Origin of the sequence: Tolypothrix sp. FACHB-123, from assembly GCF_014697075.1 — a bacterium.
Lineage (GTDB): Bacteria > Cyanobacteriota > Cyanobacteriia > Cyanobacteriales > Nostocaceae > Aulosira.
On record NZ_JACJRE010000071.1, the window covers coordinates 1 to 16,014 of the forward strand.

Here is a 16,014-nt window from a genome sequence, read left to right on the forward strand (position 1 = left end):
TATTTTCAAGGTTCGGCGTCCTTTCAGCGTTGCTTTTTTCGCTCCGCTCTCAGGCACTTATCCAATATATCGAGCCTACTTTCGTTTGTCAACTATTTTTTGAGAAAAAATTGAGATTGTTTTGTCGGTGGTTGTAATCTATGTACAGCAAGGGTTTTAAGTTATAGTATTCCTGGATGTTGAGAAGGAAGCAATAAATTTGTGAGCAAGTTTGGTGTATTGCCACCTTGGCTGGTGTTAGATCCACTATTAAATAGCTGGTTGTTGGAGGATATTGGTCGAGGCGATCGCACAACGAACAGCCTACTAGCTAAGGATTTGACACCAGGAACAGCTAAATGGATAGCGAAAGCTCCAGGAATTATTGCTGGGTTACCTGTTGCAGCAAGGGTATTTCAGCTTTTGAATGAAAAAGTTAGCTTTGCACCGATGACAGATGAAGGCGCATGGTGTGAACCTGGACAAGTAGTGGCGGAAATTCATGGTTCGTTGGATGCGCTGTTGATGGGGGAAAGGGTGGCGCTGAATTTAGCTATGCGGTTGAGTGGAATTGCAACTCTCACGAATAAATATGTAAAGCAAATTGCGGATTTACCTGCGCAGTTGGTGGATACGCGCAAAACTATACCAGGGCTGAGGTTGTTGGAAAAATACGCAACGGCTGTGGGAGGTGCAATTAATCATCGTATGGGGCTGGATGATGCAGTGATGATTAAAGATAATCACATTGCGGCGGCTGGGGGAATTGGCGAAGCAATTACGCGCATCCGTTCGCAGATACCTTATCCGCTCACAATAGAGGTAGAGACGGAAACTTTAGAGCAGGTGAAGGAAGCGCTAGAGTTTAAAGCTGACATTATTATGTTGGATAATATGTCTTTAGATATGATGTCTGTTGCGGTGCAGTTGATTCGCCAAGAATATAGCCACATTAAAATTGAAGCCTCGGGTAATGTGACTTTGGCAACGATTCGGGCTGTGGCGCAAACGGGTGTAGACTATATTTCTAGTAGCGCACCGATTACACAGTCTAAGTGGTTGGATTTGAGTATGAAAATTCCACTTAAATAACAATACCTTTGCTAATTTACGAGGGTAAGTTCATGTGGAATAAAAATATTATCCCCAGCAATAATATCTACTACAAGTATCAAGTAATGACACTTACTAGTAATCAATAATTTATACAGCTGCTTGATAATTTATGCTTTTTGTTACGAAATGATTTGAATTTTGCAAATGATATGTATGATAAATTTGGGATTTTAAATTAAGTCAATAAATATCAATATTTAATATTGGATACCCGAAAAAAATAGGAGATTTTTAGTATATTTTTGGAGTTAAAAAATATGCTAAAAAAGAGCATCAATTGCTACAAGGTGATTTTTAGCAAAACTAATCTTGATTACAACTTAAAAACACACTTCTAGGGACAATGGAGGCAGACAAAAATACTGTTGTTTTGCGCTCGGAGACGAATAATGGTAGCGATCGCAGAGAACGTTCAGCATCGGCTAACTATACAAACTGTAGAAATTGCCCCTAACACAACGGCGATTCGCTCTCTTGATTGGGATCGCGATCGCTTCGATATCGAATTCGGACTCCAAAATGGAACGACTTACAATTCCTATCTAATTAGGGGTGAGCAAACAGTTTTAATTGATACTTCTCACCAGAAGTTTCGGGAACTGTATTTAGAGACGCTCAAAAGTCTGGTAAACCCTAAGACTATTGATTACATTATTGTCAGTCACACAGAACCAGATCATAGCGGTTTGGTGGAAGATGTGCTGCAATTGGCTCCGAGAGCGACTGTTTTAGCATCGAAAATTGCATTGCAGTTTTTAGAAGGTTTGGTACACGATCCTTTTTCTAAGCGGATTGTCAAAAGTGGCGATCGCATAAATATTGGTAAAGGACATGAAATCGAATTCGTGAGTGCGCCAAATCTGCACTGGCCTGATACTATCTTTAGCTATGACCGCAAAACCGAAGTTATCTACACCTGCGATGCTTTCGGGATGCATTTCTGTGACGATCGGACTTTTGATGAAGATTTAGAAGCGATCGAAGCTGACTTTAGATTTTATTATGATTGCTTGATGGGGCCGAATGCCCGTTCGTTGCTGAATGCAATGAAGCGGATGAAGGATTTAGGGAACATTAAAATTATTGCCAACGGTCACGGTCCTTTACTTTATCATCATTTGGATGTTTTGACCGAGTGTTACCAAAGTTGGAGCCAAAGACAAGCAAAAGCAGAAACCACTGTTGGCTTGTTTTATGTCTCTGAATATGGCTATGGCGATAAGCTGATTCAAGTGATTGGTGAGGGAATCCAAAAAACTGGGGTGGGAATCGAAATGATCGATCTCAGTTCTGCGGAAGCCCAAGAAATTCAGGAACTTGCAGGACGGGCGGCAGGTATTATTATTGGTATGCCACCAACTACTAATGCTGCTGCTCAAGCTGGAATTAGTTCGTTGTTGGCTGTGGCTAATAATAAGCAACTGGTGGGATTATTTGAGTGTTACGGTGGGGATGATGAACCCATTGATACACTGCGGCGCAAATTTATCGATTTGGGAGTGAAGGAAGCTTTCCCAGCGATTCGGATTAAGGAAACTCCTAGCGCCTCTACATATCAGCTATGTGCAGAAGCTGGTACGGATTTGGGACAGGTGCTAATGCGCGATCGCAATATTAAGCAAATTAAGTCCCTCGACGTAAATATGGAAAAAGCGTTGGGACGAATTAGTAGTGGACTATATATTGTCACTACCAAAAAAGGTAATGTTAGCGGTGCGATGCTAGCTTCTTGGGTGAGTCAAGCAAGTTTGCAACCTTTAGGATTTACCATTGCTGTCGCGAAAGATCGCGCGATTGATTCCTTGATGCAAGTAGGCGATCGCTTTGTGCTGAATGTTTTAGAAGAAGGGAATTATCAGGAATTGAAGAAGCAATTCCTCAAGCGCTTACCTCCTGGTGCTGACAGATTTGCTGGTGTGAAAACGCAAACAGCGAAGAATGGTTCCCCAATTCTGACAGATGCGTTGGCGTATATGGAATGTGAGGTACAAAGCAGCATTGAATGTAGCGACCACTGGATTTTATATTGCACTGTCCAAGAAGGTCGTGTATCTAAATCTGATGGATTGACTGCTGTTCGTCATCGCAAAGTGGGTAACTACTACTAAAGCTGAGTAGAGCAGTAATATCTGCTCTTTCAAGGTGCAGAGAAATTATTACCAATAAATTTCTCTATTACCTCTTCGCGCTGTGTCCTCTGTGGTTAGATTTATTGAACCGCAGAGTACGCAGAGAGCGCAAAGAAGAGAAGGATTTCATTAAGCAAATGAGATTTGCCAATCCCTTCATTCACGTTTTTGAATTAGCTAAAAACTGGGTAAATAGTACCTGGTTTTTCCAAGTTTTTGATAAAAATCACCGGAAATCTATGAGCAATTCCAAACCCCGTGACGTACAAGTTTTGCCGATTGCGACAAATACTCAGGTTCTTAGAGCGCGTAGTTGGTCACGTTTGCGGTTTGAAATTGAATATGCACTGGAAAGGGGAACTACTTCCAATTGCTATTTAATTGAAGGCGATAAAACTGCAATTATTGACCCACCTGGAGAAACTTTTACCGAAATTTATTTGCCTGCATTACAGCAGACATTGAATTTAACAAAGTTAGATTATGTAATTTTGGGTCATTTTAATCCTAACAGAGTGGTAACTTATAAAGCTCTGTTGGAGTTAGCACCGCAGATTACTTTTGTCTGTTCGCTTCCGGGTGCTGCTAATTTGCGCGCTGCTTTCCCTGATGACACTTTAAATATTTTGGTGATGCGGGGGAAAGAGACTTTAGATTTAGGTAAGGGTCATGTTTTAAAATTCTTCCCGACTCCGAGTCCGCGCTGGCCGGAAGCGCTTTGTACCTACGACCAACAAACACAAATTCTCTATACAGATAAGCTATTTGGCTCTCATATCTGTGGAGATGAGGTGTTTGATGATAATTGGGAAAGCTTCAAGGAAGACCAGCGTTATTATTACAACTGTTTGATGGCTCCCAATGCTTTGCATGTAGAAGCAGCTTTAGAGAAAATCTCTGATTTGCAGGTAAGAATGTATGGGGTTGGTCACGGGCCTTTGGTGCGTACCAGCTTAATTGAACTGACCAAATCCTATGGCGAATGGAGCCACGCCCAAAGAACTAGAGAAATCTCTGTAGCGCTACTGTATGCTTCTGCTTATGGCAATACGGCAACTTTAGCACAGGCGATCGCACTGGGATTAACTAAAGGCGGAGTGGCGGTTAAATCAATTAACTGCGAATTTGCTGACCCTGATGAAATTCGTACCACTTTACAAGAGTGCGATGCATTTATTATTGGTTCTCCAACAATTGGGGGTCATGCACCTACCCCTATTCATACCGCTTTAGGTATTGTTCTCAGCGTTGGCGATAACAATAAACTGGCGGGTGTATTTGGTTCCTATGGTTGGAGCGGTGAAGCCTTTGATTTAATTGAAGGTAAACTGCAAGATGCTGGCTATAAATTTGGTTTTGATACCCTCAAGGTGAAGTTTAAACCAGATGATGTGACTCTCAAATACTGTGAAGAACTCGGTACAGATTTTGCCCAAACTATCAAAAAGGCGAAAAAAGTCCGCGTACCCCAACAAGCTGCGACTCCTTTAGAACAAGCTGTAGGGCGAATCGTTGGTTCTGTTTGCGTGATTGCGGCGAAGCAAGGAGAAGTTTCTACAGGTATGTTAGGGGCTTGGGTATCTCAAGCAACATTTAATCCACCGGGAATTACGGTGGCGATCGCTAAAGAAAGAGCGATTGAATCTTTGATGTATCCTGGTGGGAAATTTACTCTCAATGTTTTAGAAGAAGGTAATCATTTGGAGTACATGAAACATTTCCGCAAATCGTTTGCGCCTGGGGAAGATAGATTTGCTAACTTTAGTACGGCGATTGCGGATAATGGTTGTGTTGTGTTGACAGATGCGATCGCCTATTTGGAATGTTCAGTTAGTCAGCGTTTAGAATGTGGCGATCATTGGGTAGTTTATGCAACCGTAGATAACGGTAAATTACTCAAGCCTCATGCATTGACTGCTGTTAACCATCGCAAAACTGGTTCTCATTATTAATTAGGATCGTTGATGGTGCGTTGCGCGACAGCGCACCCGACTATAAATAATTAATTTATGAGTTTAAAATAAATTGTTGAATAAAACTGTAAAAATACTACCTTGGGGATGATTTTCTTCCACAGTAATAGTACCGTGATGAGCTTCAATTGCCATTTTACAGAAAGCTAATCCTAAACCAATTTGCGAAACTTCTTGCATTAAACTGCCAACTTCATACTTTTCAAAAATGCGTTGACGAAGTTCAATAGGCACTCCTCGTCCGTAATCTATCACTTGAACTTTAATAATTCCTGGCTCTAAATACTCGGCTTTGAGAATAATTTGTGAATGGGATGGAGAAAATTTAATGGCATTGGAAAGCAAATTATCTAATACGCGCCGGAAGATGGCAGAGTCAACTTTAATTATGCGGCTAATTTCCGGTAATTCACTTACCAAAGTGAGATGTCTTTGAGTAGCGATCGCCTCCAGATCTGTGACGGCTGATAAACAAATTTGACCCAAATCTACTTCTGTATAGTTGAGAATCATTTTGTCAGATTCTAACTTGGCCATCAATAATAAGTTATCAATTAAAGATTGGAGTTGTTGCACAGCGATGCCAATTTGCTCCAGCTTGCGTTGTTGTTTGTCTGCTGTTAGTCCTGTCAGTTGGAGAATCTCGGCTGACAGCACGATACTAGCCAGAGGATTGCGTAAATCATGGACAATCATGTTTACCATATCTTCTCGCAGTTTCAGCAAGGCTTGCAGGTTGTCGTATTGCTGTTTAATCCGCAACATGGAATTAACTCTAGCTCTTAATTCCACACCGTTAACTGGCTTACTGATAAAGTCGTCTGCTCCTGTAGCTAAACATTGAGCTAAATCTTCTTTAGTGGTTAATGCAGTCACTACAATAATCGGAACTACCCGCCATTGAGGATCGGCTTTAATCCGCCGACATACTTCCATGCCATCGAGATCGGGCATCATAATATCGAGTAAAATCACATCAGGTTGAAAGCTACTTAAACGCTCCAGAGCTTGTCTACCACTAGGAGCATAGTAGAGACAATAGTTTTCTCCATCTAGCAATGTCTCAACAACATCAAAGTTATCCGGTTCATCATCAATGACCAAAATAGAGGGTTGATTTTGCATGAAGAATTATCTCTACTTTGCTAATAATTGTTGAATGGCGATCGCTAATTGTTTCAGTTTTACGGGTTTGGTTAAATATTCGTTAGCTCCCGCAGCTAAACAAAGTTCGCGATCGCCTGACATTGCAAGAGCTGTCAAGGCAATAATTGGCACATGCAGCAATTCGGGTTGTTCTCGAATACGTCGCATCGCTTCCAGTCCGTCCATCACAGGCATTTGAATGTCCATCACAATTAAGTTGGGTCGTTGAGATTGGGCAAAATCAATGGCTTGTTGACCATTTTTTGCTAACAATAGACGGTAGCCTCGGCTTTCAAGGTAGCCAGACATTGTATCAATGTTTGCCTGATTGTCTTCTGCTAGCAAAATTAAAGGAGTAGTCGCATCTGTTAAATTTTCTTTCATCCCCGCAGATAGGTTAGGAAGAATCAGATGTTGCACTTTTTCTATGGTTGACTGAAACTGAGCACGAGTAACAGGCTTCACTAAATATTCACAAGCCCCATTCACCATTCCTTTGGTACGCTCGTCCACTACGGAGATAATGATGACAGGAATATCTTTAGTTTTGGGGTTGGCTTTAAGCTGATTGAGTACGTCCCAACCCGATATGTTTGGCAATTGAATATCTAAAAATATCATAACAGGCTGAACTCGCAACACTTCATCGATTACTCCTTCGCCTTGGGCATAGACAATGGGTTGCATCTCCATTTCTGTGAGGTAGCGAGTAATTTGTTCAGCTGCGGGCACTGAATCTTCGATAATTAACACTGGAGAATTAGCCACAGCTAAACGACAGCTCGGCAATGGGGCGATAATCTGGGCAATGGGAGACATTATCCCTGGTTTATAGGGAATGCAGATGTTAAAACAGCTTCCCTTGCCAACTTCACTATCTACGGAAACTGTTCCCCCATGCAATGTTGCAATCCGCTCTACTAGTGCTAAACCTAATCCTGTACCAGAATATTGACGGTTCAGGCTGCTATCAAGCTGAACAAAAGGTTGAAATAGCTTGCTGATATTTTCTGGAGCAATCCCAATACCAGTATCAATAATCCGGAAACAAATATTAGGATCTGCTTTTGATTTGGGTTCAGGTAGTGACGATTTCCAGGAAGCGTTGTAAAATAGTGGGTTTACTATTTCTTCCCCTAGAGTTTCTAACTTCACTTCTAAAGTTACTGAACCCCCATCTGGAGTGAATTTAACGGCGTTGCTGAGCAAGTTGATCAGCACCTGACGTAAGCGGCGATCGTCTACCTGAATTGAGGCAATGTTGTTGGCAATACTCGTATTTAAACTAATGTTTTTCTTCAACGCCATCTGTTTAATAAAAGCCATACTGGCATCACAGAGACTGCTAACTGAGACTTCACTCAATTGCAGCTCCATTTTGCCAGATTCAATTTTGGATAAATCTAAAATGTCATTAATTAGTTCTAGCAGATGTTTACCGCTACGCTCAATAGTGGCGATCGCTTTGGCTTGGCGTTGATTGATTGCACCAAAAACACCTTCTTGAAAGCCTTCCGACATGCCCAAAATTGCATTCAGCGGCGTCCGCAGTTCGTGGCTCATGTTAGCCAGGAACTCATCTTTGAGGCGAGTGGCGCGGGCTAGTTGCTCATTTGTCCGTCGTAATTGTTCTTCTGCTTGTTTGCGATCGGTGATATCTTCATAGGAACCGAGAATACCTATAATTTCACCTGCACTATTAGTTAAAGGAACTTTGCTAGTCCGCAACCATATTTGCTCACCATTGACATTGTTTGTTGGTTCTTCATAGCCTAGCTTGGCAGTTCTGCTTTCTATAACTGTTAAATCATCTGCACGGTAGAGGTGCGCCCACTGTGCCCAAGGTAACTCCGCATCAGTTTTTCCGATAATCTCCCCAGGCTTCAGTTGATAATCGTTGGCAAATCCAGGATTACAACCGAGAAACCGCGAATTTCTGTCTTTCCAAAAAACACGTTGGGGAATTGTATCGAGTATCAAACGCAACATTGACCGCGATTCTTCGAGTTCTTTTTGGGCTTGTTTGCGTTGCGCAGCTTGCCGACGGGCATCGCTAATATCAAATAAGGTGGCTCGGTTGTATAAATAGTTGCCATCTGCATCCTTGACGGCAGTAGCATTGATTGTGACTGGTAAAATGCTGCCGTCTTGACAAATCATGTCGTATTCTAAATCTTTCACCCAGCCTCTTTCTTTGAAGAGGGGATAGTTTTGCACAAAGGCTAAACGGCTACTTTCTGTCAAAAAATTGACTAAAGGTTGCCCTAGAATTTCCTCACGTTTATAGCCTAACCATTGCAGTTCAGTTTCGTTGACTTTAATAAAACAGCCTTCGCTATCAAGAGAATGGTAGCCACAAGGAGCATTGTTATATAAATCTTCGACCTCCCGGGCATATTGCATAATCGCTTGTTCAGCCTGTTTGCGATCGCGTATATCAAAGATGCTAGAACGGCTAAATAGGTAGGTACCATCTTCGCTTTTGACAGCAGTGGCATTTAATAGCACTGGTAAAATCGTGCCATCTTGACAAACCATCTCAAACTCTAAATCTTTCACCCAGCCGCGCTGTTTAAACTTAGGAAATTGCTGTCGAAAAACTGAACGACTGGTTTCTGTAATAAAATCAGTAAATTCTTTACCAATTATTTCTTGATATGTGTAGCCCAACCATTGCAATTCTGTATGATTGATATTAACAAAGCGACCATCAGCATCTAGCGAATGGTAGCCACAAGGAGCATTGTTGTAGAGATCTGCTAGCTCGCGGGTATATATTGCTAGCACCTGTTCCGATTCTTTGCGATCGCTAATATCTGTAACTCGCACTAAGTTGAGGTTACGTCCGGCTACAGTAATTTGCTTGGCGGCAATATTTCCCCAGAAAAATTTGCCTTTACGAGTCACATATTCAATTTCTCGACTCCAGAAACCTTTTAACTGCATTTGGACGACAATATCATCCAACTCTGCCACGGTGAATGGATGACGTTGGAGCGTTCGTCCTTCGATACCGATTAATTCAGATTTTTCAGCCACCTCATACATCTCTAACGCCCGCAGATTACAATCCAAGGTTAGTAGTGTTTGCGGATCGACAAGAAATAAAGCATCGGTGGATTCGTTAAAAATTACTTCCTGCAATTCCTTTTGCCGCACCAGTTCTTCTTCGATTAGTTTGCGACTGGTAATATCTGTCAGCGTGCCAATATAGCCAATAGTCTGGTTGTTGGGGTCAGTTTCTGGTAAAGATTGGATGTAAAACCAGATAATGCTACCATCTGGGCGCAAACATCTGCCTTCATTCTGGTAAATTACTTTGTGTTCGCAGGCATAAGACCAATCTTTGACTAGGCGATCGCAATCGTCTGGGTGCAAGGTATCTAGCCATCCCATACCTATTGCAGCTTCGATTGGTCTTCCTGTCATTTCGCTCCAGCGATCGTTAACATAAACACAGTTACCATAAGTATCAAAGCGGAAGATAGCTACTGGTGAAGCTTCGGCTAAAGTGGCATAGCGGCGTTCGCTTTCTTGCAAAGCTTGTTCAATTTGTTTGCGACTGGTAATATCTGTTAAAGTACCGATGTAACCAATGAGGTTGCCATTGACATCTATTTCTGGCAACATTTGGCTGTAAAACCAAGTAATAGTGCCATCGGGGTGTAGGTGTCTACCCTCACTATTTTTCCCACGCTTTTCGGCAACTGCTTTTTTACCTTCATGAATAATTTGCTCGCGATCGTCTGGGTGTAAGGCATTCAACCATCCCATACCCATTGCAGCTTCGATTGGTCTTCCTGTCATTTCGCTCCAGCGATCGTTGACGTAGATACAGTTACCATTAACATCAAAGCGGAAAATAGCTACTGGTGAAGCTTCGGCTAAAGTTGCATAGCGGCGTTCGCTTTCTCGCAGGGCTTGTTCTATTTGTTTGCGCTCGGTAATATCGTAATTAATACCCACCATTCTTGTGGGGTTGCCCCGCTCGTCTCTTTGAACTATAGCCGCAGCTTTAATAAAGTGGATGGTGCTATCGGGATGAATTACGCGAAATTCTGTGGCAAATTCCTTTTCTCCCCGCAAAGCAGCTTGAACGCTAGCTTCGGCTTGAGCTATATCTTCTAGATGGACTGCATTTACCCAATGGTGATATTTGACTGGAAGCTGAGATGTTTGCATTCCATATAATTCATACATCCGCTCATCCCAGTAGAGGCGGTCATGGATCAGATCCCAATCCCAAGTAGCGATCGCACCTGATTGGAGTGCTAAGGTTAAGCGGTTAGAGAGACTGTGTAACTGTTCTTCAATGTGTTTGCGATCGCTAATATCTTTATGAGTGCCTACCATCCGTACTGGAGCATTATTGCGATCGCGAGCCACAACCTTACCATAATTAGCAATCCATTTCCATTCACCGGATTTTGTCAGCAAGCGATAGTCAAAAGCATAAGGTGCATTGATATTTTGTAGATGAGCGTTGAGCAGATCCATTACCCAGGGTTTGTCTTCTGGATGAATTAATGACTCCCAAGTACTTACATCATTATCTAGCTCGTTTTCTTCATAGCCCAACATGTTTACCCAATTAGGACTTAAATATACTTCTCCTGTGGAGAGATTCCAGTCCCACAAACCATCACCAGACCCTTCCAAGGCTAACTGTAATCTTTCTTGGCTGACGCGCAGGGCAATTTCCGCTTGTTTGCGTTCGGTAATATCCATTACAGTACCGATTAAACGGCTGGGTCTGCCATTCTCATCAAATATCACTTCTCCCCGCGATAATAAATGAATTATCGCCCCATCTGTACGATATGCACGATATTCGTCTTTATAAGACAGTCCGTATTTGAAGGTTTGCTGTACTAATAGATCGTGAACTGGGCGATCTTCTGGATGGATTAACTCGCGCAACTCTTCGTAGCTAGGTGCGCCAGAGGCCGGATCGCGTCTAAAAATGCGAAATACTTCTTCTGACCAGGTAATGTTTTGGGAGGTAAAATCAAATTCCCAGCTACCTAAATGGGCAATTCGTTGAGCAAGATTGAGGTGAGCGGTATTTTGGCGTAATTTCGCTGCCATTTGTTTTTGCTGGGTAATGTCTTTGGCAATACCTAGCAATCCCATGATTTGCCCATTAGCATCACGCAAATCGGTAATTGACAACAGCACAGGTAAGCGGGAGCCATCCTTGTGAATATAAGTCCACTCCTGTTCATAGTTTTGTTGCTGTTGGCTAATTGCTGTCAACAATTCTAAATTGGGTGGAATTTCTCTACCTAGTTGCCATGAAACTGCGGCGGCTCGCTGTTGGAGTTCTTGCGGGTCGTGAAATACCATCGGCGTTAACCGACCAACAACCTCATCTGCTGTATAGCCCAACATCTTTTGGGCAGCCGGATTGAAAGTTTGGATAATTCCTTCTAAGTTTAAAGTAATGATGCCATAATCGCTACATGCCAAAATAGCTTGTTGCAGTCTAGTGATGCTCAAAAGTTGGGCTTCGGCTACTTTGCGTTCGGTGATATCTGTTCCTGAACCTGCAAGGCGAATTGCTTTCCCGGTTTCATCCCACAATGCTTGTCCCCGATCCAGTACCCAGATATAAGACCCGTCTTTACATTTAAATCGGTATTCTTCGCAAAATAAAGGTGATTTATGTTCTAGATGATCGCTCAGTGCTGTTAATACGCGATCGCGATCTTCGGGATGAATTTGATTTAACCATTGCTCTATGTTGTAGTGAATCTCATGTTCGGCAAAGCCGCGCATTTCTTGCCAACGAGCGGAAAGAAAGATTTCATTGGTTTTAATATTCCAATCCCAAATGCCATCATTACTCCCCCGGACTGCTAAATGCCAACGTTCTTCACTCTCTTTTAAAGCAGCGGTGCGTTGTTCTACTCTGGCTTCCAGTTCGTGGTTGAGCTGTTGTAATGCTTGTTCTGCTAGGATACGCTCGGTAATATCGATACATGAACCCATATAGCCTAAAAATTCACCATCATGGGTAAATCTGGCAACTCCTGTATCTAAAATCCAGCGATATTCACCATCATACCGTCGCAGGCGATATTCCATTCGGAAATTTTGCCGTGCCTTAAAAGCATCAATATAGGTATTTAAACAATGTTGAAAATCATCAGGATGTACCCCTTGTAACCAACCATCACCTAGCTCTTGTTCGAGAGTGCGTCCTGTAAAGTTGAGCCAGGTTTTATTGAAATAGTGACAGAGTGCGTTCAGTCCAGAAATCCAGATCAGCACGGGTGCAGTGTCTGCGATGTTGCGAAATCGCTCTTCACTTTCTCCTAGGTAAGCTTCTGTTTGTTTGCGTTCGGTAATATCTAAATCAATACCCATCATCCGGGTAGGATTACCATGTTCATTGTAAAAGACTTTACCTTTACTAAGTGCCCAACGCAAACTGCCATCGAGTTTCACAAAGCGAAATTCGATGTGGTAGTCTTGTTTTTCATAAACAGCCCGATTAATCGCTTGTAATACCATATAGCGATCGCCTGGGTAAATCATGGCGACAACGGTTTCATACTTACCATTGAAGCTACCGGGAGTTAGTCCAAAAATTCTTTCTAGGTTAGCAGACCAGTGAACTTCTCCGGTTAAAATATTCCAGTCCCAATTACCCATACCAGCAGATTCTAAAGCTAGATGCAAACGCTCCTCGTTTTGGCGCAAAGCTGCTTCGGTTTGCCGCCGTTGGGTGATATCTTCAACTACAGAAATGAAATAGTCGGGTTTGCCTAAGCGATCGCGTACTAGAGAAACTGTTAAGTTAATCCAGATAGGGGAATTATCTTTGTGGATATAACGTTTCTCCAAGGAGAAAGTAGCAATTTCCCCAGCTAACAACTTCTCGGTTTGCGCTAAATCCACAGACAAATCTTGCGGATGGGTAATTTCTTGAAAGGTTAAATTCTCCAGTTCCGCCGCCTGATAACCGATAATTTCACAAAAGCGCTGATTAACGCGGATAAATTTCCCTGCAAGGGATACATGGCTCATCCCCACAGCTGCTTGCTCAAAGGTGTTACGGAAACGTTCTTCACTAGCGCGCAAATTTTCTTCGGCTTGTTTACGCTCGCTAATATCCATCAACACGCCGAGCATTCGCAGTAGTTGTCCAGATTCGTCGTAAACTCCCTTACCTTTTTCCCCTAGCCAATGAATACTGCCATCTTGCCACATGACGCGGTATTCCACTGCATAATCAGTTTGGGTGGCGATCGCTTGACTAAATTCTCGCGCTACCAATTGCCGATCGTCTGGATAAATTAGGCTCAAGTGCTGCTCAAATGTGAGCTTGAAGTCACTTCTGGTATAGTCAAAATAGCTGATTGTATTCTCACTCAGAAATATTTCATTGCAGCTTGGGTTCCATTCCCAATAACCAATGTGGGTTAAATTCAGGGTAAGCTTGAGTTTAGCTTCGCTAACTCGCAATGCTGCTTCTGTGCGTTGGCGTTCTTGCAATTGGGCTTGTAACTGCTCATAGGCGCTTGCTTGCTGAATCGCGATCGCTATTTGTACCGCCAGTTGCTCTAATAAATCTAACTCTACTGTTTGCCACTGACGAGATGCGGAACATTGATGAGCCACTAATAAGCCCCATAAGCGATCAGCTACTACAATCGGGACTACCAAATTGGCTTTGACTTCAAACTGTTCCAGGAGTTGCAAATGACAATTTGTTAAACCTGCTTGATAAATATCGTCAATTGCGAGTTTTTTTCCTTGCTGGTAGGCGCTGGCTACTTGTTGCTGTGGAAACCAGGTGTCTTGAATTTGCTTACCTAAAGTTACCGTCCATCCCGGAACCACCGACTCGGCAACTATTGTACCGCTCATATCCGGTTGAAATTCATACACTATTACCCTATCGGCTCCCAGAAACTGGCGTACTTCTTGTGCTGTAACGCGGAGAATTTCTTCTAAGTTCAGAGACTGACGAATGCGTAAAGCGATCGCGGCAATTAATTGTTGTTGTTCTCGGCTTTGTTCTAACTGTCGAGCAAGCTGTAATCTTTCAAATCCGTAATGAATGGCACTGTTAAGAACTTCAGGTGTCAGCTTATCTTTAACTATATAGTCTTGAGCGCCGTTTTTCATCGCTTGAACAGCGATCACCTCATCTCCCTGCCCTGTCAACATAATTACAGCAGATTGAGTATTATTCAGGGTAACTCGCAATTCCTGAAGCAACTCTAACCCATTGTCATCGGGTAGGGAAAAGTCCAGCAAGATCACATCTGGTGTTTCCTGCTGACACCATTGTTTTGCTTCCCTAGCACAACTAAATTCCAGAATTCGGTAGGTATATCTGCTGTCCTCCTTTAACAGACGCCGCAATTTCATCCGATCTACGGTGCAATCATCTATTAACAGGACGGTGAGGCAGGAAATATGGCTCATAAATTCAAAAATCCAAACGCGATCGCGTCGTTAACCAAAATTTTACTGCGATAATCATCATCTTAGTAACTTGATAGTTACTCCTGGAATTCAGCACGAAAATAGAGAATCAAAATTTGTAAGTAAGTAGTTTAGCCAATTTTTGTAGTATAAGCTACTTGCTAACTTAACATTAGTAAAGTCAATTTTGTGATAATTTTCCTGAACTAACTTGAAAATAGGCATTGAGCATTGGGCATTGGGCATGGGAAAGCGAGATTTTCAAGTTTGGTTGTGGGATTTTCCCATGAGGGGCTAGCTTGAAAAAGTGCTAAAAGCGAAAGTAGGTAGGAAAGTGTGTTGCTGTCTTAAAAATAGTCTTGATTGTTTAGGTATATCGGCAGAGATTAAAGAACTGGATAAGCCAATTACGCGATCGCCTGTAATTCTCCCTCTACCGCTATCGCAAGCATTGAGAACTACTAAATAATTTTAAAAAATTAAAAATAATTAAAATGTAGGGTGTGTTGTCGCACAGCGCAACGCACCACTATAGCATCAATAGCTAACTAAACCGCAGAGGACACAGCGAAAAGTTTGAGCGGAGGTTTTCTCGGCTCAAACTTTTCAAGCTAGAGTAAACAGAGGAAAAATATTTACGATCTTTCAATTCCCCATGCCCAATGCCTATTAACTTTCAAAGCTCATCTTTGTTGCTTAATTCTTTTTCTATATTATCTGCTCCATATCCTACAGCTACAATGATATTTTTGATAGTTTCCGCATCGCTATTAGCTGCAATTTTTCCGATTAATACAGCTATGTGAGTTTTATCTTTAGTAAATACTTGCCAAGCTGCTACTTTATTTAGACTGCTATTTTGTAATAACTTATTGGCAATATCCGCCGAAAATGCTCCGGGGGATACGTAACCAATAGATGAAATATAGCGGATTTCTAAGTTTCCTAATTTTTCGGTCTTCGATTCGACAAAGACTACTTGCGCTCTTTTATTTTCTGTTTCTACTAATAATTTAAAATCTCCATTGGGAATTATTTCGTATTTTACACCCAGTTTATCGAGTGTCTCTTTAATACGGGGGTCTGCTGGAGGTTTATTATTAATTTGAGCGGATACAGTCTGCATAGAGATAGCAACCCCTATAATTACAGAAGTTGCTAATTTTAACAGGCGTTTCATGGGATTTTGCTGGTATTTAATAGTTGTGAAAATTGTGCTTTAAATTATCAAA

7 protein-coding genes are annotated in these 16,014 nt (G+C 42.1%); 4 read left to right on the top strand and 3 right to left on the bottom strand.

Translation table 11 applies throughout. The features are described from left to right. Positions 1-201: 201 nt before the first annotated feature. From nadC to H6G41_RS29305, 3 genes are all read left to right on the top strand, one after another. On the top strand, positions 202-1,071 hold the full coding sequence (nadC, locus tag H6G41_RS29295; protein ID WP_190751236.1) for a carboxylating nicotinate-nucleotide diphosphorylase: 870 nt from the start codon (positions 202-204) through the stop codon (positions 1,069-1,071). A 413-nt stretch (positions 1,072-1,484) separates the two neighbouring features. Beyond that, positions 1,485-3,203, top strand: a complete 1,719-nt coding sequence (locus tag H6G41_RS29300; RefSeq protein WP_190751237.1) for a diflavin flavoprotein — start codon at positions 1,485-1,487, stop codon at positions 3,201-3,203. Positions 3,204-3,463: 260 nt separating this feature from the next. Further along, the gene (locus tag H6G41_RS29305; RefSeq protein ID WP_190751268.1) at positions 3,464-5,176 is read left to right on the top strand and encodes a diflavin flavoprotein; all 1,713 of its coding nucleotides are present in this window, start codon (positions 3,464-3,466) and stop codon (positions 5,174-5,176) included. Between the two features lie 63 nt (positions 5,177-5,239). Here the strand turns inward: H6G41_RS29305 and H6G41_RS29310 are convergent, their stop codons facing one another. Both H6G41_RS29310 and H6G41_RS35450 read right to left on the bottom strand, forming a co-directional pair. Next, positions 5,240-6,322 (bottom strand): response regulator, encoded by a 1,083-nt coding sequence (locus H6G41_RS29310; RefSeq protein WP_190751240.1) that lies wholly within the window; start codon positions 6,320-6,322, stop codon positions 5,240-5,242. A 12-nt stretch (positions 6,323-6,334) separates the two neighbouring features. Beyond that, complete coding sequence (locus tag H6G41_RS35450; protein WP_242038102.1) at positions 6,335-14,782, bottom strand: PAS domain S-box protein; 8,448 nt, start codon at positions 14,780-14,782, stop codon at positions 6,335-6,337. A gap of 307 nt (positions 14,783-15,089) precedes the next feature. On the opposite strand from H6G41_RS35450, the gene H6G41_RS29375 reads away from it, so the two are divergent. Continuing rightward, complete coding sequence (locus tag H6G41_RS29375) at positions 15,090-15,251, top strand: hypothetical protein (RefSeq protein ID WP_190751242.1); 162 nt, start codon at positions 15,090-15,092, stop codon at positions 15,249-15,251. A gap of 207 nt (positions 15,252-15,458) precedes the next feature. On the opposite strand, the gene H6G41_RS29380 is transcribed toward H6G41_RS29375, so the two are convergent. Then, positions 15,459-15,962 (bottom strand): hypothetical protein, encoded by a 504-nt coding sequence (locus H6G41_RS29380; RefSeq protein WP_190751244.1) that lies wholly within the window; start codon positions 15,960-15,962, stop codon positions 15,459-15,461. Between the last annotated feature and the right edge of the window lie 52 nt (positions 15,963-16,014).